Origin of the sequence: Niabella yanshanensis (assembly GCF_034424215.1) — a bacterium.
GTDB lineage: Bacteria > Bacteroidota > Bacteroidia > Chitinophagales > Chitinophagaceae > Niabella > Niabella yanshanensis.
In genome coordinates this window covers 2,865,440-2,890,462 of the sequence record NZ_CP139960.1, presented here as the reverse complement: position 1 = coordinate 2,890,462, position 25,023 = coordinate 2,865,440, and the positions used below count along the sequence as shown (strand labels likewise).

Annotated in this window: 21 protein-coding genes; 12 read left to right on the top strand and 9 right to left on the bottom strand. The window is 42.9% G+C overall.

The window, feature by feature from the left end:
* Nucleotides 1–4 precede the first annotated feature (4 nt).
* The 9 genes from pelA (at nt 5) to U0035_RS11970 (ending at nt 9,708) form a co-directional block, all read left to right on the top strand.
* The gene (gene pelA, locus U0035_RS12010; protein WP_114790032.1) at nt 5–1,174 is read left to right on the top strand and encodes a pectate lyase; all 1,170 of its coding nucleotides are present in this window, start codon (nt 5–7) and stop codon (nt 1,172–1,174) included.
* 13 nt (nt 1,175–1,187) lie between these two features.
* A complete protein-coding gene (locus U0035_RS12005) occupies nt 1,188–1,937 on the top strand; it encodes a rhamnogalacturonan acetylesterase (protein ID WP_170138299.1) in 750 nt (249 codons plus the stop codon).
* A 7-nt stretch (nt 1,938–1,944) separates the two neighbouring features.
* Nucleotides 1,945–2,919: an alpha/beta hydrolase gene (locus U0035_RS12000; protein WP_211316370.1), complete on the top strand. Its 975-nt coding sequence runs from the start codon at nt 1,945–1,947 to the stop codon at nt 2,917–2,919.
* Nucleotides 2,916–4,028, top strand: coding sequence for a pectinesterase family protein (locus U0035_RS11995; protein WP_211316369.1), 1,113 nt, complete (start codon nt 2,916–2,918; stop codon nt 4,026–4,028). Before U0035_RS12000 ends, U0035_RS11995 begins: the two co-directional genes overlap by 4 nt.
* Nucleotides 4,010–5,077: an alpha/beta hydrolase gene (locus U0035_RS11990; RefSeq protein WP_114790030.1), complete on the top strand. Its 1,068-nt coding sequence runs from the start codon at nt 4,010–4,012 to the stop codon at nt 5,075–5,077. The genes U0035_RS11995 and U0035_RS11990 overlap by 19 nt, the downstream gene beginning before the upstream one ends.
* A 4-nt stretch (nt 5,078–5,081) precedes the next feature.
* A complete protein-coding gene (locus tag U0035_RS11985; RefSeq protein ID WP_114790029.1) occupies nt 5,082–6,041 on the top strand; it encodes a pectinesterase family protein in 960 nt (319 codons plus the stop codon).
* Between the two features lie 60 nt (nt 6,042–6,101).
* Nucleotides 6,102–7,718, top strand: coding sequence for a glycoside hydrolase family 43 protein (locus U0035_RS11980; protein WP_114790028.1), 1,617 nt, complete (start codon nt 6,102–6,104; stop codon nt 7,716–7,718).
* Between the two features lie 173 nt (nt 7,719–7,891).
* Nucleotides 7,892–8,728, top strand: a complete 837-nt coding sequence (locus tag U0035_RS11975; protein WP_114790027.1) for a UDP-2,3-diacylglucosamine diphosphatase — start codon at nt 7,892–7,894, stop codon at nt 8,726–8,728.
* A gap of 2 nt (nt 8,729–8,730) precedes the next feature.
* Nucleotides 8,731–9,708, top strand: a complete 978-nt coding sequence (locus tag U0035_RS11970; RefSeq protein ID WP_114790026.1) for a glycosyltransferase family protein — start codon at nt 8,731–8,733, stop codon at nt 9,706–9,708.
* Here the strand turns inward: U0035_RS11970 and U0035_RS11965 are convergent.
* Entirely contained in the window at nt 9,705–10,493 is a 789-nt protein-coding gene (locus tag U0035_RS11965; RefSeq protein WP_114790025.1) for an HAD family hydrolase, read from the bottom strand. The genes U0035_RS11970 and U0035_RS11965 overlap by 4 nt on opposite strands.
* A gap of 141 nt (nt 10,494–10,634) precedes the next feature.
* On the opposite strand from U0035_RS11965, the gene U0035_RS11960 reads away from it, so the two are divergent.
* Entirely contained in the window at nt 10,635–11,792 is a 1,158-nt protein-coding gene (locus U0035_RS11960) for a DUF418 domain-containing protein (RefSeq protein WP_114790024.1), read from the top strand.
* 43 nt (nt 11,793–11,835) lie between these two features.
* Entirely contained in the window at nt 11,836–13,233 is a 1,398-nt protein-coding gene (locus tag U0035_RS11955) for a hypothetical protein (protein WP_114790023.1), read from the top strand.
* 69 nt (nt 13,234–13,302) lie between these two features.
* Here the strand turns inward: U0035_RS11955 and U0035_RS11950 are convergent, their stop codons facing one another.
* The 8 genes from U0035_RS11950 to U0035_RS11915 form a co-directional block, all read right to left on the bottom strand.
* Nucleotides 13,303–15,342: a M13 family metallopeptidase gene (locus U0035_RS11950; RefSeq protein WP_211316368.1), complete on the bottom strand. Its 2,040-nt coding sequence runs from the start codon at nt 15,340–15,342 to the stop codon at nt 13,303–13,305.
* 744 nt (nt 15,343–16,086) lie between these two features.
* Nucleotides 16,087–17,085 (bottom strand): bestrophin family protein, encoded by a 999-nt coding sequence (locus tag U0035_RS11945; RefSeq protein ID WP_114790022.1) that lies wholly within the window; start codon nt 17,083–17,085, stop codon nt 16,087–16,089.
* Nucleotides 17,086–17,136: 51 nt separating this feature from the next.
* On the bottom strand, nt 17,137–17,631 hold the full coding sequence (locus U0035_RS11940; protein ID WP_114790021.1) for a universal stress protein: 495 nt from the start codon (nt 17,629–17,631) through the stop codon (nt 17,137–17,139).
* Between the two features lie 115 nt (nt 17,632–17,746).
* Nucleotides 17,747–19,144, bottom strand: a complete 1,398-nt coding sequence (locus tag U0035_RS11935) for a HAMP domain-containing sensor histidine kinase (protein ID WP_114790020.1) — start codon at nt 19,142–19,144, stop codon at nt 17,747–17,749.
* Between the two features lie 4 nt (nt 19,145–19,148).
* Nucleotides 19,149–19,823: a response regulator transcription factor gene (locus U0035_RS11930; RefSeq protein ID WP_114790019.1), complete on the bottom strand. Its 675-nt coding sequence runs from the start codon at nt 19,821–19,823 to the stop codon at nt 19,149–19,151.
* 220 nt (nt 19,824–20,043) lie between these two features.
* Nucleotides 20,044–21,084: a UDP-glucose 4-epimerase GalE gene (gene galE / locus U0035_RS11925; protein ID WP_114790018.1), complete on the bottom strand. Its 1,041-nt coding sequence runs from the start codon at nt 21,082–21,084 to the stop codon at nt 20,044–20,046.
* A 209-nt stretch (nt 21,085–21,293) separates the two neighbouring features.
* Entirely contained in the window at nt 21,294–22,679 is a 1,386-nt protein-coding gene (locus U0035_RS11920; RefSeq protein WP_114790017.1) for an inorganic phosphate transporter, read from the bottom strand.
* 103 nt (nt 22,680–22,782) lie between these two features.
* Nucleotides 22,783–23,430: a DUF47 domain-containing protein gene (locus tag U0035_RS11915; protein ID WP_114790016.1), complete on the bottom strand. Its 648-nt coding sequence runs from the start codon at nt 23,428–23,430 to the stop codon at nt 22,783–22,785.
* Nucleotides 23,431–23,748: 318 nt separating this feature from the next.
* Between U0035_RS11915 and U0035_RS11910 the strand changes: the two genes are divergently transcribed.
* Nucleotides 23,749–24,936 (top strand): beta-helix domain-containing protein, encoded by a 1,188-nt coding sequence (locus U0035_RS11910; RefSeq protein ID WP_211316367.1) that lies wholly within the window; start codon nt 23,749–23,751, stop codon nt 24,934–24,936.
* Nucleotides 24,937–25,023: the final 87 nt, after the last annotated feature.

Here is a 25,023-nt window from a genome sequence, read left to right as displayed (position 1 = left end):
TCCGATGATAAAACGTATAGCTTGTCTCCCATTGCTTGTTTTGCTTTTTTCAATGGCAAAAGCACAAAAATCTATACCGGTTGAAATAGATAGGAAACCTTTTGCCGATAACGCAGGCCACTGGTATAGTATCTACGACAGCAAAAATATGATCAATGCCAGTCCGGACAGGCCCCGGTATACATCTGCCGATCTGAAGCAGGTGGCAGATAATATCCTGCTTTTTCAAAAAGCCAACGGAGGCTGGCCCAAAAATTACGATATGTTTGCCGTGCTCACTCCTGAGCAAAAGGAGGCGGTGAAAGCGCAAAGAAATACGTTGAACACCACTTTTGATAACGGTACCTGCTATACACAGATACGGGCGCTGGCGATAGCATATGCCTCTGTAAAAGATGAACGCTATAAAGATGCTGCCTTAAAAGGATTGAATTATATACTGGAGGCACAATATGCCAATGGAGGATGGCCGCAATATTATCCTATCGAAAAGAATTACAGCCGCTACATTACCTTTAATGATGGCGGCATGACGGGTATCGTTGACCTGCTTACAGATATCCATGAGAAGGAGCCTCTGTATGATTTTATTGATGCGACGCTTCGAAGTAAATTGCAAACAGCGTATCAAAAAGGCATTGATTGTATTTTGAATACGCAGATAGTTGACAACGGTATGTTAACGGCCTGGTGCCAGCAATATGATGAAGTGACGCTGCAACCGGCATGGGCCAGGAAGTTCGAACCGCCCAGCATTTGTAATGGCGAAAGCGTGGGAATTGTATTTTTCTTAATGAGCATCAAACATCCGGACGAACGCGTGATCAAAGCGGTTAATGCTGCCCTGAAATGGTTTGAGGTTTCCAAAATCCATAATACGGTTGTAAAGACGGTAAAGGCCGAAAAAATGGATACGCCTTTTCGTGTGTCGAAGAGTGACCGGGTAGTAGAAACAGACAGCACCGCAGCGCCTATCTGGACACGCTTCTACGAATTAAAAACACACCGGCCATTATTTTGCAATCGCGATAGCAAAGTGGTGTACTCCCTCGCTGAAGTAGATCGCGAGCGCCGTGATGGCTATGCCTGGTATACCTATGCTCCGCAAAAAGCATTAGATGCCTATGCAAAATGGCAAAAGCAATTAACTGCAAACAGCACAGCACTCAAGTAAAATGAATAAACGAATGAAATTGAAAATGATCCTTCCGCTGATATTGATCTCAGCAGCTGCATTTATCTTACCTCCTAAAAAAGTAAAAATTTTCCTGGCAGGCGATTCTACTATGTCCATAAAAGATATAAAAGCTTATCCTGAAAACGGGTGGGGTATGCCTTTTGTGTATTTCTGGGATAGTACGGTGCAGGTAATTAACCTGGCAAAAAACGGCCGTAGTACTTCTTCGTTCAGGAGGGAAGGTTTATGGGGTAGGATCATGGAGGAATGTACAAAGGGTGATTATGTCTTTATCCAATTCGGGCACAACGATGAAGTACCTACAAAGAAATCGGCCACAACTGAAACAGCATTTAAAAGCAACCTGGTGCAGTATGTTAAAGAAACCCGTTTAAAAGGTGGTACTCCGGTTTTGATCACTCCCGTCGCCCGTAGAAAATTCGATAGTACCGGCAAAGTGGTTGGCACGCATGATGTATATGCGCAGATCGTAAGGGACGTGGCATCATTGGAAAAAACACCTTTAATCGATTTAGATATACAGGCACAGCATTTATATCAGCAAATGGGTGTGGAAGCATCTAAGCTTTTATTTGTTCACCTGGAGCCAGGTGAGCACCCTAACTATCCAACAGGTAAGGCAGATGATACGCATTTCAGCGAATTAGGCGCCAGGAAGATCGCGCAAATAGCTTTGAAAGAGATTCGAACGCTCCTGCCCGAACTGGCTGCGAGAATTAGAAATCCTGCGGTTAAATAAGTTGTTTATGATGAAACGGAGTTGCTTCTTTTTTTTTACAATGATGATAAGTTTTGGCTGTTGCTTTGCGCAAATAACAACTGGCCTTACGGGTATCAGGGACACTTCTTTTAACAATCCTGCTGCTTTCCTGAAAGAAAAGAAGTATCATCCTGAAATTAAAATGCCGGTAGTGGATATCTCAGGCATTATACAAAAGAAAGAACTGACTTATTATCAAACAGGTCGGCGGAAATTAAAGATGGATGCTTTTTATCCGAAGCAAAACGCAAATAGAATAGCAGTCATTATAATACATGGTGGTGGCTGGCGTTCCGGTAACAGAAGCCAGCATCATGACCTTGCGAAGGCATTAGCGAGTAAGGGTTATGCTTGTTTTACACCCGAGTATCGTTTGTCTACTGAAGCTTATTTTCCCGCTGCCATTTTTGATATTAAGGAAGCTATTAAATGGATCAAGGTACATGCTAAAGATTTTAATGTTGATTCAGCCAGGCTCGTAGTGGCGGGTTTTTCGGCTGGTGGACAAATGGCCGCATTGGTGGGCTGCACAGGCGATATGCCTACTTTCGAAAACTATGATCAGAAGAGCGGAATCAGCACTAAAGTAAAAGCCATCATCGATATAGATGGCACTACCTCATTTGTACATGCCGAAAGCAGTGAGCAAAAAAATCCTTCAGCAGCAGGAGCGTCAGCTTACTGGCTGGGTTATACACCCAGAGAAAATCCGCTGCTATGGGCAACTGCATCGCCGTTAAGCTATGCTGCGTTTAGTCCGCCCATACTGTTTTTAAACAGCTCCGTGGAACGTATGCATGCGGGCCGCGATGATTATATAAAGATACTAAAAGATAGGAAAGTGCTGAGCCAGGTGCATACTTTTGACAATAGCCCTCATTCTTTTTGCCTGTTTGAGCCCTGGTTTACACCAACGGTAAGTTATATCGATAATTTTTTAAAGATAAATTTTTCATTATGATTATGTATAAGCGTGAAGAAGCAACAGCTGCCAATGCAGGTACTATTTCAATGAGGCTGCAATGGATGATGATGTATAGGACAACCGGCAGGACCTTTTTGATGTGCGTGATGATGTTGTTGGCAGTAACGACCATTAAGTCACAAACCGGCAATGTAGATAAGTATAAGTATACTTTTACTGTTGCTAAAGATGGCAGCGGCGATTATAAGTATATACAGGAAGCTATAGACGCTATGCGCGTATACCCGTTGGCTCCAATTACGCTGTATATTAAAAATGGCGTATACAATGAAAAAATAGAGTTGCCTGCCAATAATACGGATGTGACTTTTATCGGCGAAGATGTGGATAAGACGATTATCACTTTTAACGACTATTCGGGAAGGGGAAAACTAACTACGTTTACTTCCTATACCGCTAAAATTTCAGGTAACCGGTTCATTGCACAGAATATCACTTTTGTTAATAATGCGGGACGTGTAGGGCAGGCGGTGGCTTTATATGTGGATGCCGATAAAGCCGTGTTTAAGAATTGTAAATTCATCGGCGACCAGGATACTATATTCAGTGCGGGGGAAACGTCCCGGCAGTTGTTTGTGGATTGCCATATAGAAGGGACCACCGATTTTATTTTTGGACCATCTACCGCAGTGTTCCAGAATTGTACGATCAAAGAAAAAACCAACTCCTATATCACTGCAGCGAGTACCACACCCGGCAAAAAGTTTGGCTATGTCTTTTTAGATTGTACAATAACCGCAGCCGATGAAGCAACTAAAATTTTTCTGGGACGCCCCTGGCGCGCTCATGCCAAAACTGTTTTTATACGTTGCGAGATGCCAGCACAAATAGTACCAGAAGGTTGGAATAACTGGGGCAATCCAGAAATCGAAAAATCTGTTTTATACGCCGAGTATAAAAGCAAGGGAGCAGGCGCTAACCCGGCAGCAAGAGTAGGATGGTCGAAGCAACTTACTGACAAAGAAGCGGCAGCTTATACGATCGAAAATATTTTTGCTTCGGGCAGCAATCCCGACCTGCCGGGTGAGAAGGACTGGTTTAAACAAACCTCTTTAAAACCTTTTGCATGGCCGTTAAAGAAATAATATATCCCCGAACCGTAGCGAACTCTCATCCTGAGCTTGCCGAAGGCCCAAGATTCGTTAAGCCCACCATTACGCCGCTATCTAAGTGTTTGAGCGGGATAAAAAGAATAGAGGCTTCTAAAAAAGTAGGTGTTCGGGTGTTTGCAATTTTTTGTGTGCTTTTTTTTTATATTAAGGTTACAGCACAGGAGTTCCTGCCCATCTGGGAAAAAGGAAAGATACCCAACCAGAAATTCACGATACCGGATAGCGTTGCTGATGAACGTGCCTGGAAGGTAGGTGTACCGGGTGTTTATGCATTTCCTGCCAATAAAGCCGAGAATACGGGAACCAGTATACTAATTTGCCCGGGAGGCGGCTATCAGCGTGCATCGTATGTATATAATGGATTTAACTTTGCCCGATGGTTCAATACGCTTGGCATTAATGTGTTTGTATTGGTATATCGTCTGCCTCACCAGGCCAATCTCAAAGAGCCCGCTATTGCGCCTTTGCAGGACGCGCAGCGCGCTGTTAAGTATATAAGAGCGAATGCTACGGCATGGAAGATTGACACCGGCAGGCTGGGCGTTATGGGCATTAGCGCCGGCGGGCATTTGGCCGCAATGTTAGCTACGCAAACCAGCGATGTATCTAAAGTGAATGATGGATTGGATATGACTGATCATCATCCTGATTTTTCAGTATTGCTATCTCCTGTAATTACAATGGGTGTATGGTCGCATAAAGGAAGCAGGGGCAATCTTTTGGGTAGCGATACCAGCGCCACACGATTAGAACAATATTCGATGGAGAAACAGGTTACTGCTGCTACCCCGCCCTCATTCCTGGTTCATGCGGTAAATGATAAAACCGTAAATGTGCACAATAGCCTGTTATACTACAATGCATTAATTGATCATCATGTAAACGCCAGCCTGCACACATTTCCGCAAGGTGGCCATGGCATACGGGTTACCGAAAACCCGGGTTCAACGGAACTGTGGTTACCCTTGTTGCAATCCTGGCTGAAAGAAATGAATTTTTTAAAACCCATACCCTTTAAATAGAAACATGATCAGAATATTTTTATTGTATCTTTTTGCAGTATGCATAGCTAATACTGCATTTGCTGTTAAGCCTGATTTCATAGTAGCAAAAGATGGAACCGGAAACTTTACGACGGTTCAGGAAGCTATTGATGCAGTTCCCGCCTCAAATAATAAAAGAACAGTCATCTTCATTAAAAACGGAACTTATAAAGAGAAACTGACCCTGCCTGCCACAAAGATCAATGTGAGCTTCGTAGGAGAAGACGTCAACAAAGTAATACTTACTTACGACGATTATGCCAGTAAGCAGAATGAAAAAGGAGTGAATATCGGTACTACAGGGAGCTCTTCTTTTTTTATTTATGGGGATGGCTTTACTGCAGAGAATATCACTTTCGAAAATAGTGCAGGTCCGGTTGGACAAGCTGTAGCAGTGCGTGTTTCAGCCGATCGTATACAGTTTAAGAATTGCCGGTTCCTGGGTTTCCAGGATACCTTATATGTGCATGGCGCCGGCGCTAAAAGCAGGCAATATTATAAAAACTGTTATATAGAGGGAACTACCGACTTTATTTTCGGCGCAGCTACCGTATTGTTTGAAAATTGCAGGATTTATTGCAAAAAAGGGGGGAGCTACATTACCGCGGCCAATACACCTAAAGACGCAGCGTATGGCATGGTGTTCATTAAATGTGCCATTACCGGTGAAAACGGCGTGTCTTATTATTTAGGCCGTCCATGGGGAGATTTTGCAAAAACCGTTTTTATACAATCCAAGTTACCCGCTTTTATTAGGCCGGAAGGCTGGCATAACTGGGGCAGGCCATCCGCCGAGCAAACGGTGCATTACGCCGAATTCAATAACTCGGGAGCCGGTGCTGCAACAGGTAAAAGAGTCGGCTGGTCTAAACAGCTAACTAAGGAAGATGCAAAGCAATATACTGCGAAGCATATTTTTAATGGTTGGAATATCGGCAAATAAATTCGTCTGGTTAACCAAATAAATATTTGAAAGAGATTGATCTGAAATAAATTGATAAAAATGAAAAGAAAATTTTTGGTGGTAGGGCTGATAATTTTAAGTTGCAGCCTGCAGGCACAAAAGCCTTATGTATCGCCGGTTTGGAGCCCTGATAATGGAGACGGCACTTATAGCAACCCGGTAGTGAATGCAGACTATTCTGATCCGGATGCCATACGGGTAGGGGATGATTTTTATATGATCGCTTCGAGCTTCGACCAGGTGCCTGGGTTGCCCATCCTTCACTCGAAGGATCTGGTAAACTGGAAATTGATCGGCCATGCCCTACAGCGGCAGGTGCCTCTGGAAGTATTTAATAAAGTGCAGCACGGCAATGGTGTTTGGGCGCCTGCGATTCGCTTTCATAAAAACGAATTTTACATTTACTATCCCGATCCGGATTTTGGTATTTATGTTACCAAGGCAAAAAATATTACGGGACCCTGGAGTGATCCCGTTTTGGTAGAAGGCGGGTCTGGTTTAATTGATCCATGCCCTTTCTGGGATGAGGAGGGCAAGGTATACCTTTCGCATGCTTATGCAGGAAGCCGTGCCGGGATAAAAAGTGTTTTAGTGATAAAAGAAATGAATGCGGAAGGCACTAAAACAATAACCAGCGGAGTAATGGTTTACGATGGACATGAGCTGGATCCAACTATTGAAGGGCCCAAGGTATATAAGCGTAATGGTTATTACTATTTATTTGCACCGGCGGGCGGTGTTGCTACAGGCTGGCAGCTGGTTTTACGCAGCAAAAATATATATGGTCCTTATGAGCGTAAAGTAGTAATGGAGCAGGGTAAAACACCGGTGAATGGTCCGCACCAGGGCGCCTGGGTAGATACACAAACCGGGGAAAATTGGTTCCTCCATTTCCAGGATAAAGAAGCAATAGGAAGAGTGGTGCACCTGCAGCCGATGAAATGGGTGAATGATTGGCCGGTGATTGGCGAAGATAAAGACAATGATGGCAATGGTAACCCGGTGTTGCGGTATAAGAAACCGAATGTGGGGAAAACCTATGCTAAAGAAAATCCTGTTGAGTCCGATGAGTTTAACAATCTGAGTTTGGGTCTACAATGGCAATGGCAGGCCAACCCGCAAGCCACCTGGAGTTTTATGAATACACAGAAAGGAAGTTTGAGAATGTTTGCGCACCCGGTAGAAAAGGATCAGTCTTTGTGGAATACGCCTCATGTTTTATTACAGAAATTTCCGCATGATGCATTTACGGCTACCACCAAAATCAATTTTCGCGCCAGCGAAAAGTTTACGGGCGAAAAAGCCGGCCTTACCACTATGGCTATGAGCTATGGCAATATTGCAATTAAACATAAAACGGATGGCGTTTGTATTGTATTTACTACCTGCGAAAAAGCAGACCGCGGCGGTAAAGAAACAGAAAAGGAATTAGCGAAGCTATCGCAGGACGAAGTGTACTTCCGCATGCAATTCAGGCAGGACTCTACCTGCGTTTTTAGCTATAGCCTGGACGGTCAGCAATTTGTGGAAGCCGGAACTGTAAAAGCAACTCCGGGAAAATGGATTGGTTCTAAAGTAGGGCTGTTTATTACCAGCGATGTAAAGATCAACGACGCCGGTTTTATAGATGTAGATTGGTTTAGAATAACCAAATAATGCCTCGCTAAAACAAGTCAATTGAAGTAAATGAAATGATGCTCCCGGGCTTAATAACCGGGAGTTTTTTTATGATAAATGGCGGAGCCTGCGTATCACTAATAACAATGATGTAACACTATCGTAACAATTAGTTTATGGAAATGGCGGAGTTTTGGTAAACTCTAAAAACCATGAATAAAAGACCGGTGGAAGTGGTGGTGATATCGGACCTGCACCTTGGAACCTATGCATCCCGGGCAAAGGAGTTTGCTGCCTATTTGAAAAGTATCGAGCCGCGGCTGTTGGTACTCAATGGCGATATCATAGATGGATGGCAATTCAGCAAAAGATATTTTCCTCCCGCCCATATACTTGCCATAAAAGAAATTTTCAGTAAGCTTTCCAACGGCACAAGAGTCGTATATATCACGGGTAACCACGATGATGCTTTTCGCAAATATTCTGACCTGGAACTAGGCAATTTTTTGCTGGCCGACAAAGTGGCTATTGAAGTAAACGGTAAAAAAACCTGGATATTTCATGGAGATGTATTCGATCACACAACTTCAAAGCAGGCTAAATTCCTCGGGAAATTGGGTAGCAATGGCTATGCGGTGCTTTTGGGTTTTAATAAGGTTGCTAATTTTATTATGCAGCTTTTTGGAAAAGAAAAGCTCTCTCTGGCCAAAACGGTCATGCAGCAGTTCAATAAACGATTTATTAAGATTGATGAGTATGAACAAAAAATAGCCGAAATCGCAATAGAAAAAGGTTTCGATAATGTTATTTGTGGACATATACATCAACCTAAAAAAAGGATCATTACCAACGAGACGGGATCGGTTTGTTACCTCAACTCCGGCGATTGGGTAGAAAACATGTCTTCCCTGGAATACTACGACGGAGAGTGGAATTTGTATACCTATAACGAAAAGGAGATTATTGTAGAAAAGCCAACAAGGCAGGTACCGCAAACTGAAGTATTAACCAGTGAAATAGCTTTTTACTTACATTCTTTAGCAAAATAAATATGAAGATCTTCTACGCCGTGCAGGCAACAGGTAACGGACATATCAGCCGCAGTATGGAACTGCTTCCTTACTTACAGCAATATGGAGAAGTAGACATTTTTTTAAGCGGCGATAACAGCAACCTGAAACTGGACGCACCGATCACCTATCGCAGTAAAGGATTAAGCCTTTATTATACCTGTAACGGGGCTCTTGATTACTGGCGTATTGCCAAAGCGATCAACCCTGTTGCGCTCAAAAAAGAAATCAGGGAGCTACCGGTGGAGAAATACGATCTCGTGATAAATGATTACGACTACATCACGGCATCTGCCTGTGCTGCAAAAAAAATTCCTTCCGTGAATTTTGGGCACCAGGCTAGTTTCCAATCGATGAAAGTACCCCGGCCATCCCAAAGAAGTAAAACCGGAGAATGGCTGTTAAAACGATATGCAAAAGCAGATCGTTACATTGGACTACATTTTAAGAATTACGATGATTTTATCATCACACCTGTTATAAAGAAAGAGATCCGGGAAGCGATACCTACCAATGGCGGATATATAACCGTTTACCTGCCTTCGTATTGTGAGCCGGAATTGATTAAAATCTTCGCTCCTTTTAAAGAACACCAATTTCAAATTTTCAGCCGTCAAAGCCGGCAGGATCGTACCATCGGCAACATAACATTTAAGCCCGTTGACAAAAACCTGTTTAACCACAGCCTTATCCATTGTGGCGCCATCATTACCGGTGGGGGGTTTGAAACACCTTCAGAAGCTATTCATTTGGGGAAAAAAGTAATGGCCATCCCCATCAGGGGACAGTACGAGCAATGTTGCAACGCTGCCGCCCTTAAGGATATGGGAGTGATGACATTAGATAAGATCAACGGTGACTTTGCCAGTGATTTTGAAAAATGGGTTAACGACTATCAACCCCTGCAAATAGATTACAGCAAAAGTATACCTCAAAGTATGGAAAAGTTGTTTGCTTAAAGGTTCAACAACTTTTTAATAGTATGGGTTACACCCCCGTGATTGTTATCGAACTCGGTAATATACTTTGCTGCTTCAATAATTTGAGGGTGAGCATTTTTCATTGCATAGCTAAAGCCCGCTTCCTGTATCATGTCCAGGTCGTTCAGGTAATCACCAAAAACCAGCGTTTCGTCGGGTGAAATACCCAATCTTTCCTGTATCGTTTTAATAGCCGTGCCCTTGCTGCCATCGACATTGGTAATATCCAGCCATATTTGCCCCGCAACAGCAACCTTGAAATTATTTTCAAATTGTTTGTAAAAGGGATAGCTGTTGGTTTCCGATCCGGCCAGGTCGCAAAGGGAAATTTTAAGGATGATGTCGTCAACTTTTGTAAGATCGTCAACTATTTTGTACTCCTGGTAGTATTTTAATGCCTGATCGGTAAAAGCCTTATCTGTATTTTCGATATAAGCCAGATGTTTACCGCATAAAACAGGGTAAACGTTTTCGATGGGCCTCGATATTTCCACAAAATTTTTGATAGGATCTGCGCCCAACTGATTCACCAGGATCTCTTCGCTACTGTGGACCACATAAGCTCCATTATCGCAGGCAAAATATAATTTGTCTTTTATCGGCTCGAAAACGGAAGCTATATTATGGAAAGGACGTCCGCTGGCAATAACCATATGGATCCCCTTTTTAAAAACCTGTTCAGCTATTTCCCAAAAATCATCCGGTAAATTTTTGTTATCATCTAATAAAGACCCATCCAGGTCGATTGCTATAATATTAATCATTTTTTTTATTTGATTTAACTAAAAAATGAGGGTATTCATCGATAAAATCAGCTATTTCATCTAAAAAACACCAAAACGCTCTTTTTAAATGACCTACATTAGCAGTCTGGTTAGCAACTTATCTATAGCCCCTCTATTTAAATGCAACATTCTGAAACAAATATAGCCAATAGGATTGAAGTCATAGATGTACTACGCGGTTTTGCCTTGCTGGGAATTTGCCTCAGGCATTTTATCTCAAGATTTGATTATAGCAACGGAACCCGTTCGAACGACTTTTTTTTATCAGGATTTGACAGATTCGTTGAATACGTGGACTATCATTTTCTGATCGATAAAACATATCCTATTTTTGCCTTGCTTTTTGGTTTTTCCATGTTCCTGGTGAGCCAGTCAAGTAGGGGGCAGTCACCCCTGCGCTCGTACAAAAGGCTGCTGGGACTTATCCCGTTTGCATGCCTGAACGCGATTTTTTTCCCCTGCGGCGATATTCTTGGGCTATATGTGATGGTTGGCATGCTTGTATTATTGCTGGTGAAGCTTCCTCTGAAATGGGTGCCTTACCTGGTGGTTTTTTTCCTGCTGCAGCCCTTACTCTGGATGCAGGTATTCATTAATCTTATCGGTGGTCCGGTTCAAATTACCGGTTCAAATTATCCGGCACTTATAAGGGAGGTATATGAAACCATCGCCAATGGAAACCTGCTGAGCATTATATGGGTCAACCTAACCAAGGGACAGTTTGGGAATTTATTATGGGCGCTTGAAGTGGGTAGGGTGTGCCAGACAATCGGGCTGATATTGCTGGGGTATTACCTGGCCCAAACAAACCGGTTTGCGCAGTTTATAGATAAAACAAAACGGCCTTTGCGCTACCTGCTTATCCCGGTTTTGGTAATTATAGCCATCAGGACATTCGAAAAATTTGCAGCAGGAGCCCAAGTTCCTAAAGAACTGGTACTGATTATTGATAAATGGAGAGGCTTGTCTTTTGCGTTTATTTATATTATATTAATTATATTTATTTATAACCGGGTACCTTCCCGCTATTTTGCGCCCTTGTCGCTTTATGGGCGTATGAGCCTCACCCATTACATTTCCCAATCAATAATTGGGGGCGTTATATTTGCGCCCTTTGCGCTCAACGGGGCAGCCTATTTGTCAAATAGCTCGATAGTGTTGCTGTTCATGATCGTTACCGTTGTACAAATTCTATTTTCAAAATACTGGCTCGCCCAAAACCGCTATGGCCCGCTGGAGCGGTATTGGCGCCGCATGTCTCTTTATACTTTTAAATAAATAAAAATTCTAATCTATTCCTTCATTTTAAAATTTTCGTCTTATGAAAAAATATTTAGCTTTTTTTAGTTTTATCTTATGTACTTACGTAGGTAGTGGGCAAGATATAATCTATACGGTAAGTAACTACACCTCGCCCGGTATCAGGCAAATTACAGGTGTTGACCCTGACAATGGTACCGGGGGCACCGCCACATCTTATGCCACGGGCGATGGCACAACCCTAAGTGCTGCAATGGCTTTAGCCAACAACGGTTATTTGTATTACATTCCTTACACGGAGAGCAACGTAAATAACGGGGGAGTGATTCAGATATATTCAATTGCGGCCAATCCAAGTTCCGCGCCTTCATCACAGGAGGTGTTCAATGATGATATTAATGGCACGACAACTGCCACTGCAATATGCAGAACGATGGCAGCCGCTCCCGACGGCTGGATATACCTGACTTATTCTGATGAAAGCGGTAATATATCCTTAGCCAGGTTTCAACCTGGTATAGATACTGAGTCAGGGCAGGGTACAGTAGAAAATTTTGAATTGCGTGGTACCTTTACTTTAAATAATACTTCTCCCGCCGGCACCAATCTGCGTAATGGCGACATCGCTTTTGACGGCAGCGGAAACCTTTACGTTTTGATAAACGAAGATGAGGTGGGAAGCGATGCGGTTATTTATTTTGCGCCGCAAAGTGCTATATCTTCAACATCCGATGGTGAAACTAATCTTGTAACAAAATACGCGGTAGTAAGTCCTGAGGGGGGGAATTTCCGTGAGTATGTTGTAGGACTGGCAGTGAGCTCAACCGGTAATTTTTATATCGCTGTACAGGATGATGCCGATCCAAGCCAGGGCGGCGTTTATTTATTAACGCGCTCAAATGACGAGTTTGTAGTATCCGGAATACCTGTCAGCGATGCGAATGCAAGGGATATTGCAGACCTGGCAACCGGCTATTTTCCTGCGTCCACGATCCTGCCTGTAGTGTATGGCAGTATTGCTGCAAAAGTTGCAAACGGCTCTTTAATGTTGAACTGGAGCACTTTATCAGAAACCAACAATGCTCGTTTCGAAATTGAGGTTTCGGCAGATGGCGAAAGTTTTACAAGCATTGGAACGGTTAACTCTAAGGCGGTTAACGGTAATTCTGACAGAACCATCGATTACCATTTCTCGAAATCGGTTGATATGCCGGTAGCTGCAATGGGGATCTCCTTATTTTCCCTGGCTTTTGGGCTATTGCTGGCAAAAAAGAGAAATAAAGCGTTATTGTCCGTAGTAATGATAGTAGGTGCCGGACTGGCTTTTGCCTCCTGTAGCAAAAGCGGCGACCAGGTTGATGTAAGCGGAGACAGTAAGTTGTTTGTAAGGATCGTGCAGGTAGATAAAGATGGAAAGAAATCCACCTCGAAGGTGATAACCGCCTACAGGGCTGATTAAATCGATAGATGTTTATAATAGAAAGCCGCATTCCGCGGCTTTCTTCGTTTTGCTGATAAGAATAATGCATTACCAGATACGGATACGTTCCTCAGGCTTTTTGTATAACTGGTTATTTTCTTTCACATTAAAAGCTTTATACCAGGCATCCATATTCACCAGCGGGCCAATGGCCCGGTATTGCCCGGGAGAATGGGTATCTGTTTTAAGTAACTGAGCCGCTGTTTGCGGCAGGGTATTGGTGCGCCAAACCTGTGCCCAGGAAAGAAAAAAGCGCTGATCAGGAGTAAACCCGCCAATCTTTTCATTGCTTTGGCCTTGCTTCGTCATCTTAAAAGCTTCGTAGGCCACGTTTAATCCTCCCAGGTCCCCGATGTTTTCTCCTAAGGTCAGCTTACCATTTACATGCAACGTATCTAATACCGTATAGGCATCAAATTGCCTGGCAAGAGCATCTGCCTTCCTATCAAATTTCTTACGGTCCTCATCTGTCCACCAGTTTCTAAGAGTACCATCTGCATCATATTTGCTACCATTGTCATCAAATCCGTGCGACATTTCGTGACCGATTACGGCACCGATACCTCCGTAGTTAATCGCATCATCCGCATTCGGGTCAAAGAATGGAAACTGCAAAATACCCGCCGGGAAAACAATCTCATTTAATGTAGCACTATAATAAGCGTTAACGGTGGCCGGTGTCATTCCCCACCTTTCTCTATCCACTGGTTTGCCCAGCCGGTTAACCATGTAATTATATCCCCACGCGCCAGCGTTTCTTATATTTTCAAAAAAGCTAGTGCGGTTAATAGCCAGGCCATCGTAGGTTTGCCATTTGTCGGGATAGGCTATCTTCGGCCGGAACGCCGCCAGTTTCGCCAATGCCTTTTGTTTGGTCGCAGCGCTCATCCAGTCCAGTTGTTGTATTCGATGGGCATAAGCTTTTCTAAGATTGCTTACGAGCTCCTCCATCCTTGCTTTTGCAGCAGGTTTGAAATAATCTTTCACATATAATTGTCCCAGCAGTTCCCCAATATTCCCGTCCGTTAAGGAGGATATGCGTTGCCACCTCGGTGTAGGCGCTTTTTGTCCCGTAATAACCTGGTTAAAAGCGAAATTAGCGTTTACGAACGTGCTGCTCAGATAGGGAGCGGCTCCACGCAGCACATACCACTGCAGGTAGGTCTTCCAGTCAGCTATCGGAACCGTTTGTAGTAAAGAATCTGCAGTAATAAAAAATGCAGGGTTGTTAACCAGTATAGAATCCTGTCCTGTAACTTTTAGTGCGGGCAATATTTGCTGCCATTGAAGCAGTGGTGTTTTGCGGCTGAGATCGGCCAGGCTGAATTTATTATAGGTACGATAGGCGTCACGCATTTCTACGCGGCCCAGTTGTGCGTTTGCCAACTGTTTCTCTATACTAAAGATCGCCTTCGCATTTTCCTCCGCTTTTGTTGCCGATGTACCGGTTAAGGTAAATAGCTGCACGATAAATCTCGAATAGGCCGCCCTTATGTCCCGGGAGCGGGTATCCTCTTTCAGGTAGTAATCCCTGTCGGAGAGCCCAATACCCCCCTGTGAAAGTTGAGGGATCATATTTTCAACATTCTTGCGATCCTGGCCTATAAAAAAGCCGTACAAAGGTGACGCAATGCCATTGGAGCGCAGGTAGTTCATTTCTTTCAATACGCCTGCCAGGTCCTTAATGGCAGCAATACGTGCCAGGTCTTTTTGTATGGGAGCGTAACCCAGCTTTTCAATGGCGGCGCTGTCCATACCCGCTGCATAAAAATCGCCTACCCGTCTGGTAATGGAGCCGGCAGCGGCATCCTTGTCTGCAGCCGCTTTTTCCAGGATCGTTTTAATAGCATTGATGTTAAAGTCACGTAGCTGATTGAAGCTTCCCCAGCGCGTTTCCTTTGGCGGAATGGGATTATTCCTGACCCAGTTCCCATTGGCATAAGTAGAAAAGTCATCACCGGGATGTACCGACAGGTCCATATTGGCCCTGTCGATAAAACCCTTTTGCCCCAGCTGTGCGCTGGCGGCTACAGTTGCTGCCCCTAAAACAGCCAGGAGCAGACTTCTTTTCACAAGGTATAAATACATATTTTGAGTTTTTTTTAAACTGATTTTGATTTTTAGACGCTATTGATGTTAAAAACTATTCACTCAAAGACATTTTCCTTTATAAAGCCGCGGGTAATGTGCATTGTGTGCTTGACAAATGTGCATAAACCTGTTTACAACAGGTGCGTATATAAGGGGACAAAAATTTTGAAACCGTATTGTGCGCGTCGTATCTTCATAATGCACAGTTGATAAATTACTATTTCAAAGAAACACTAAGTTACAATTGTGATTGCAGCAGATTCTTTGACAAATGTATCGCAAAACTTCAATTTGGATGTAAACACAAATTTTGTCTTTATATGCGGTTGTCGTCAGGCATACAAAAGTAGATGTATGAAGCTGTAAATGCTAAAGCTGTACCGGGAGCGTATATCAACAGTGGAACAACAAAAGGTAGCAATACCATGTGTTTCGATGAAGAAATACGAAATTCAGTAAATGCCGAAGCAAACATTTAGCGGAAGCCTTGCCAATTGTTCTGTGGGTTGATGGTGTTTTAACTTCGCATAGCGATATGCTTACTTAAATCAATCGATATCTACTCTACATGACAGTGCTAAAGCTATTTAAAGCATCGGGTTTAAAGCGGAAAGACTTGGGAAACTGACTCTGAAGCTACAAACACGATGCTTTTTTTGTATAGTACAGGGAGATGGAGTATATTTTAAAAGAAAAGCGAGGCTAGCGCCCCGCTTTTTGCGTTGTGTTAACGCTATCCGGCTACAATATAAAATAGGCTTTGTTCGCAGAAGCTACTTCAGCATACTCAGGCTCTTCCGCGGGTTTAGGGTTAATCAGAGGGCTAACAACGGCATCTGCAACAGGCAATTTCTTTTTATATTTTTTATCAGCTGTACTTTTAGCATATAGCTGCATCAGGTTCTTTTCAATACTCCCGGCAATAGTGGTCATCGGCGTATCAGTAGGTTTATTCTCAAACGGATCCTGCAGGTGTATCGCCATTTTTTCAATCAGCAGAAAGCTGGCTGAAATAGCTACCACCAATGGCACTTCTACATAACCAAAATATTCTATCACTCCAAAGGGCAGCAATGCTATAAAAAGCATCAGGGCAATATGTATGTAAAGGCTGTAGGTGTGTGGGAATACGGTATTTTTAATACGCTCACATTTTCCCATCGAATCGGTGAGTTTTGATAAAGTACGGTCCAGCTCTACCTGCTGGTAGCTGTTGATCCAACCCTTGTCCAATGCCAGGTGAAGATCTGATCCCATATTATCGAGCAAAGCGCTGGGTATATTTTCGATATCTTGAAGAGCGTCCAATTCATCAGGGCTGATATACTTATCGAGCCCTTTGAGCGCATCCTGTTTTCTTAAATGACGTCCCAAAGCATAACACCATCCAATCTGGCGACGAATTACACGCTGCCTGAAAGTTTCTACGTCTTCACTGTGGTAATTATTATAAGTAAAACTCATCACCTGGCGCGAGAGGCTACGGGAGTCGTTCACAATAGCCCCCCATATATGGCGGGCTTCCCACCAGCGGTCATAAGCCTGGTTGCTTCTGAAACCCAGTAATAAAGAAATTACAGTTCCCAGTATTGCCGGTATGGCTAAAGGGATAGTGATTCTTGTTATATGGGAGTAATTGTAAAGTATTGCGATGATAGTAGCATAAACAGCTATCGCAATAATTTCATACTTGATCTTCCCGAACACGTATTTAAACGGTATATTTTTCTTCAATAACATCGCGATATTTTTATCCTGTATGATTTACTTCCCCCATTTGAACCGGTAGTATCAGGCACTTGCCAAGGCTACTTGTGCCGTTTCCAGTTGTACACCTTCTGTTGCTTCCAGGGGTTCTGCCACTTTACTTTTAGCAAAGTCTTTCAGTAATGCTATTTTGCTCTTTTTGAAAAACGGGACAGGGTCCAGGCTGGCTCTGTTTGTCTTTGTAAATACATAATCTTCAGGACAAACGATCATATCTATATCGTTGGCATCGGTAAAATGATTGAACACAGATTGTGTGTTTCCGGTAAGATATTTAAAGCAGATTTTATTGATCAGATCAGGATATTTATACTTCAGGTACTTGCAGTTTTGCCTGAATGTATCATTGATCATTTGTGCATAAGGAGGCTCAGGGCGTATGAGGTCATTAATGCCGGAAGGCATTTCATAAATATGGAATAAAATAATATTTACTTCTTTCTTTAAAGACTTAACGGCTTGTTCTGCCAGGCGAAAAGATGCCTGGGAAAAATCGGTTGGAACTAAAATATTAACCATAGTTTGCTGTTTTTTGTTATAGCAAAACTGCGGTCTCGGTATTAAAAGGTCTTAAGATTGAAGTTAGATTGCAGTTAGAATTAAATTAGAGTGGGATTAAAAAAGGTCAACAATTCTAATCCTGTTTTAATGAAAGCCCCCTGCGTGAAGCCAATGGTAAAAAAACCTTTATTGTAGTGCCCTGGTTTTCAGCTGATATTACTTCTATGCTACCCCTGTGCATGCGCATAATATTACGCGTTAAAGGCATGCCGATTCCATATCCTTCAAATCGGGAAGTATTGGAAGCCCTAAAAAACGGGTCATAGATATATTTAACCTCGTTGGTGGGGATACCGATTCCCTTATCCGTTACAATAATGATGGCTTGCGTTTTATCCAGCTGTAGCTCAACCGTTACAGGCGCATTACCCGAGTATTTGCAACCATTCAACACAATATTATCCAGCGCTACTTTGAGCAGCTCTTCGTTGCCATAAACACTAATATCGTCTTCGTGTTCGGGGAGGTCTGGCAGCTTGATCCGCACTTTGTTTTCAGGTTCTACATCTGTTACGTTTTCTTTAATGCGGAAGATAAGCTCGTCCAGCCTTATCTTTTCCCATCGCTGCGTTTTGCCGTCAAAGCCCGATTGCGCAAGCGCCAGCAACCCTTTGGTCAGTCGTTGCAGCTTCTCCGATTGCTGTACAATGTTCGAAAGGCTTTGCTGATAGTCTTCCGGATTGCGCTCGCGCGACAGCGCATAATCAGCTTCAGCTATAATGGTAGTGAGCGGCGTACGAAACTCGTGCGATGCATGGCTTACAAAATTGTTTTGGGCCTCGAAAGCCGTAGACAGTCTATCCAGCATGTTGTTAAAAGTGTCTACCAGGGCCGCAATTTCGTCATTGCCTGGTTGCTGCTTTAACCGCAAATGAAGGTTGCCCTCACTAATGGATTTAACCCTTTCTGTTATATAACGAAAAGGTCGGAATGCTCTTTTGGAGAAATAAAGACCTACGCTGTATATGATAATAACAGAAGCAATCAGGGTAATTAATAAAATATAGCCGAGCTGCCTGATGATCTCTCCACCATAAATATTTTCTGCCGATTCAATGACCAGGAAATCGCCGGTTTCGTCCTTGTAAAAAATCCCGGCATAGTGGTCCAGACGGTGCTGATAGAATATCGTTTCGCCTTTGGCTTTTTTAATATTAGACAAATACGACTCCGGGACATTAGGAGGGAAAGGAGGTTGGGGAACACCTGCAGCGGATAACGGAACGATATACGACTTTTCTTCCGGTAACCGCTCTAAAAACTGCCGCTGTATTACTTTAAAAGATTCGGTGGTGTTATGGTCTTGCTCGAACCTGAATTTGGAGGCAATATGTACCCTTAGCTCCAGCCTTTTATAAAAATCGGCATAGGCAAATTTGTTCGAGAAATAATAAACAACGATTGACAGGATGGTAAAAACCGTTGCCGTTAATAAAGTAAATAATATGGTAGTTTTTGACTGTATCGTCATATTGCTACACTTTAAACATATAACCCATACCAATTACGGTTTGAATGAGTTTATTGGCCGGATCTGTATCTATTTTCTTGCGCAGGTAGTTAATATAAACATCAACCACATTAGTGCCCATATTAAAGTTGATACCCCATACGTGCTCCAGTATCTCAATACGCGATACCACTTTATTGGTGTTTCTTACCAAAAACTCCAGTAGCCTGAACTCGGTAGCCGTAAGGCTAACCGGTTCATCTTTCAACTTAACAATTTTAGAAGAGCGGTTTACATAAAGATCACCGGCTCTGAAGGTTTCCTCCTGATCAATAGGGGCGCCTCTTCTCCTGGCCAGGGTTCTTATACGCGCTTCCAGTTCCACAAACTTAAATGGCTTTACCAGGTAATCGTCAGCGCCGGCATTAAGACCCGCTACAATATTTTCAGTAGTGCCTAATGCCGTCAGAAAGAGAATAGGGGTGTCAATTTTATGGTCTCTGATTGTTTTGCAAAGCTGCATTCCGTTAATCCCCGGTAGCATTATATCCAGGACAATTACATCAAAATCGTTCGTTAGCGCAAAGTCGAGCCCTGTATTTCCGTCTGGCGCAATTGAAAGGCTGTACCCACTTTCACTAAGGCTTTTGTTAATGACACTGGCTACGCTTGGCTCATCTTCTATCAATAATACTTTCATTCAGTTTGTTGTGTTTGTAATAGAGTGGAGCAATAATTGCCATTCTATTTGTTTGAACCTCCATATTGTGGAGTGGAAGAACACAAAATCGTTAAAACTCGGTCAAGTTTAATAAAACTTTTGTGAAAATTAATAATATCGCTCTTTCCACAACTCAAAAGCCATGTAAAAGATACATCTTAATTACATGGCTTTTATTTTCGGCTATTATAGTTATCTGCTAATTCTGAGAAACACTGTCCCGGGCATGGAGCTTTTTCTCCCAGGCCCATGCAGTAGACATCATATCATTCAGTCCGTATTGTATATCCCAGCCAAGGCTTTTCACCGCATGGTCGTTATTAGCGTAAATCGCAATAACATCGCCTGCACGACGCGGGCCTATCTCGTAATTCAGCTTTTCCCCACTCACCCTTTCAAAAGCATTAATAGCCTCTAATACAGTTACACCGTTTCCGGTACCCAGGTTGAATATTTCGTAGTTAGACGCATTCTTCTTATGTTCTGCAAACTGAATGGCCAGCGTGTGGGCATGAGCAATATCGCTTACATGTATAAAATCGCGCAGGCAGCTGCCATCGCGGGTATCATAATCAGCCCCGTGAACCGTCATTTTAGGCAATTTACCAATGGCAGTTTGCGTAATGGCCGGGAATAAATTCTGCGGACGGCCAATAGGCAGCTCGCCGATTTCATTAGACGGATGAGCGCCTACCGGGTTGAAATATCTTAGTGAGATAATGGTGGTATTGGCCACCACTTTGGCAAAATCCACCAGTATTTGCTCACCCATTTGCTTGGTGGCGCCGTAAGGGCTCTCTGCCGGTTTACCGGGAGTTTGCTCCGTAACGGGTATCGTGTCCGGGTTGCCATAAACCGTACAGGAAGAAGAAAAAACCAGGTGAGGAACTTTAAATTCCCGCACACATTTCAAAATATTCAGAAGGGAATTGAGATTGTTTTCATAATACATCAATGGCTGCTCTACAGATTCACCTACCGCCTTGTAAGCTGCAAAATGTATAATGCCTGCGATATCGGTGTTTTCCTGGAAAACGGCATAGGTATCATCATAGCTGCACAGATCTACCTTGTAATTTTTTACCGCCTTACCCGTGATGGTTTCCACTCCTTTTAAGACCTCGGGGTTCGAGCGGCTGTTATTGTCGATTGTAATAACCTCGTAGCCATTTTGAATAAGATCTACTACGGTGTGGGAGCCAATGTAACCGCAACCTCCGGTCACTAAAATTTTTGCCATATGGATGTATGTTTTATGTAGATAATAGTAGCGGCAAGCCTCGCGGTATTAATGTAGTGCAGCTGAAGTCTGAAATTAGCCCGAACCTTTCCTGAGTGGGGTGGTATCCTGCTAATGGCGGCAACCAGCTGAAAACAAAAACACCTTTGCGCTTGAGCCGGCGCAAAGGTGAGCGTTTTTTATTGAATAATCAATGAGAAGTTTAATTGCTAAAACATCCGTACAATAAAATAAACCAGCCCGGCCAGTATAGCGCTGATAGGAATGGTTAACACCCACGCCCAGATCAGGTTTACCGTTACGCCCCATCTTACAGCAGATAAACGCTTGGTAGCGCCCACTCCAATAATAGAACCGGTAATAGTATGGGTGGTACTAACGGGGATTTTAAGCATTTCTGTAGCAAACAGGGTAATGGCCCCGGCCGTTTCGGCTGCAACTCCTTCAAAAGGCGTTACTTTAGTGATACGGGTGCCCATGGTTTTAATGATCTTCCAGCCCCCGCTTAAGGTACCCAAAGCGATCATCGTGTAACAGGCCAAAGGAACCCAGTACACCATTATATCAAGGCTGTAGGTAGAAGAGTCGTAGGCAACAAAAGCCGCCATAATAATACCCATTACCTTTTGGCTATCGTTACCACCGTGCCCGATACTGAATGCGGCCGATGATAACAGCTGCATTCTTTTAAACCAACGCTCTGCCTTCGAAAAGTTCAGCGAGCTCAGGAATAATGAGAAGGTGGCGATGCTTACCAGGATAAATGTAAGCAGGAACCATTTCATATTGTGGCCGAATAAAATATATTTCAGGAAATAAGGCTTTTTACTGTTGATCAGCTTCTCCGCATTTTCCAGTGTTTTTTTGCTCTTCATCATCTTTCCCTTCGAAGCGTCCAGCTCTCTTTTCTTTAGAATATCAGTTTCGGAAGGGCTGATTACCAAGGCTGTTTCTTCATATTTGGTAGCCGCCTTTAGTGCTTCGGTCTGCAGTTTGGGTATTTCGTGTGAAGGACTATGCGTTACTGCTGTAAACAGGTAAATAGATCCTATAATAATAGCCACCGATAATACCTTTATGGGAATGCTCTTTTTAAAAGAATGAAGAAAGAAAATCGAGATAAAAAAGGCAACGATCATACCCAGTAACGGAGCCAGTATAATAAAAGCCACGGTAGGCAGAATCTTGCTTTTGTTAACTATTTCCCAGATACCCAGTCCATCGCCGGTATGCGACAGATAGGCATGTGCGATGGCTGCGCCACTGAAGCCCCCGATAAGGGTATGCGAAGAAGAAGAAGGAATGCCGAGCCACCAGGTGAGCAGGTTCCAGAGAATGGCTGCTAAAATACCCGCAAATAATACATTTAGAGTAACAAATTCGGGATAAACAATCTGGCTCACCGTTTCGGCCACCCCATGATCGAAAATGAAATAAGCCAGGAAATTAAAAAACGCCGCCCAGACAACCGCCTGCAGCGGGGTTAGTACTTTGGTAGATACAACCGTAGCGATAGAGTTGGCTGCATCATGAAATCCGTTAATATAATCAAAAACAAGCGCCAGGCCTATGATGACAACGAGATAAGTAAACATAGATTTTTAGTTCATGGTTAATAGATCATGGTTCATGGTAATAATATCCTATTGAGTTCATATTGTAGTAGCTATGAACTATCGGCCATGAACCATCAACCAACTAAGCGTATTTAATAATAATAGACTCAATTACATTGCCTGCGTCTTCGCATTTATCTGTAACCAATTCCATTACCTGGTAAATGTCTCTTCTTTTAATCAGCTCTTTAGCGTCAATATCGCTGTCAAACAGTTTTTCAATGCTCATATCAAAAACATCGTCAGCCTGGTTTTCGATACTGTTTATTTTTACAAGGGCTTCTGTAATCAGCCTGATCTTTTTCATATCCCTCAGCTCACCCACGGTTGTTTTAACGTGTTGGGAGCCTTGTTCGATCAGCTCTGCCATTTTTTGTATACCCGTATCATTGGGATTAACACGGTAAAAGTTGATCTTTTTAGCGGCAGAGTAAGTAAAGTCAACAATATCGTCAAGGGCTGCAGCCAGCGCGTGAATATCCTCCCGGTCGAAGGGAGTGATAAAGTTGCGGCTGAGTTCGGTAAATACATTATGAGTCAGTTCATCGCTGTCATGCTCCACATCTTCCAGTGCTTTAACCAGGGTATTACGTTTATCATAATCTGGTTCAGTAACCACCTGTTTTAATAAAGCGCCTGATTTGGCAACATTTTCAGAAATCTTTTCAAAAAGTTCAAAAAATACAGTGCTGGCAGGTGTGAAAATTTTAAGTATTGAGTTAAGACCCATAACAAATTGTTTTAAATTGATGGCAAAAGTACTTGTTAGATGTTTCTATTACTTAAAAATAGAGGATTTAATAATTCCTTAATATTGAATTTGAATATTTCCCGGGGCTTCCTGTTTCAAATCCTCCTCAAACAGAGCGTTCTTCACAAAAATAGGCATAATTAATATTGACGTAACATTAGATTCATGATTTGTTAACATGACGGTAATCGTCTGTTAACATAGCAGATTCACCTTTGCAGAAATTATTATAAGTTCTCGTAATACGGTTAACAGCCAAAACACAATTAAATTTTTAAAAATTAAAAATTAGTAACAATGAAAACTTCAAAGAGCATTATTGCCGCTTTTTTGCTACCATTATCGGTATGGTTAACTGCTTGTGACAAGGATGATGATCCACTTCCTGAGCCGGAAGAGTCAGGCAACACGATAGTTTCAGGCAACATTTCTACAAATACTACATGGACGAAGAATAAAGTATATGAACTGGACGGCCGCGTTACTGTGTTAAGTGGTGCAACCCTTACTATCGAGCCAGGTACTATTATTAAAGGCCAGGCTGGTGCGGGTGCCAGCTCTACTGCTTTGTTAATTGCAAGAGGCGCCAAAATTATGGCGGAAGGTACTGCTAGCGCTCCTATTATATTTACATCAGTTGCCGACGAAATAGAGCCTGCTGACGTAGCAGCAGGAAACTTTGCGAGCCCTAATCTGGCTCCTACTGTAAACGGTTTGTGGGGTGGTGTTTTAATTTTGGGCAAAGCGCCTATATCTGCTTCTGCTGAAGCAGTACAAATTGAGGGGATTCCTACCTCAGATCAAAATGGTTTGTATGGTGGTACAGTTGCTGCTGATAACTCAGGAGTGCTGAAATATATTTCTATTCGTCATGGTGGTACTGAAATCGGTGCCGGAAACGAAATCAACGGCCTTACCCTGGGTGGTGTAGGTTCTGGTACTGTAATAGAAAATATTGAAGTGGTAGGTAACCAAGACGACGGAATTGAGTGGTTTGGCGGTACAGTAAATGTAAAAAATATAATGGTGTGGAATGCAGGCGATGACGGTCTGGATACTGACCAGGCATGGACTGGTACTGTAGATAACTTTGCAGTAATCACTCCTGGTGGTCATTGTTTTGAACTGGACGGTCCAGAAGGTCCGGCAAATACTAACCCTCACACGATTAAAAATGGTTATGTTAACGCTGAAAATGCAGGAGATTTAATTAATACAGATGCTAACACCTATGTGAACCTGCAAAACATCTTTATTACAGGCATTAAAGCAGGACAAGTGGTAAGACATAATGCTCCTGGTACCGGCGTGGTTACTTACACAGGAATCAACCTTGATATTCCTTCTGGTGTAGTTACCGATTATATAAAAAATAATGCAGGCGCAGCAGTAGCTGTAGCTGGTATTGTTAAAGGTACCGCTAACACTTTCAACGCGGCACCATTAAGCTGGACCTGGGCTTCTAAAGCAGGTGCTTTAAATTAATAGCCTCCGGCCAAAAGTCAGTACCCAATTCATTTTATGTATAGATCAGAGGCTCGTATAACAGAATATGCGGGCCTCTTTTACTTA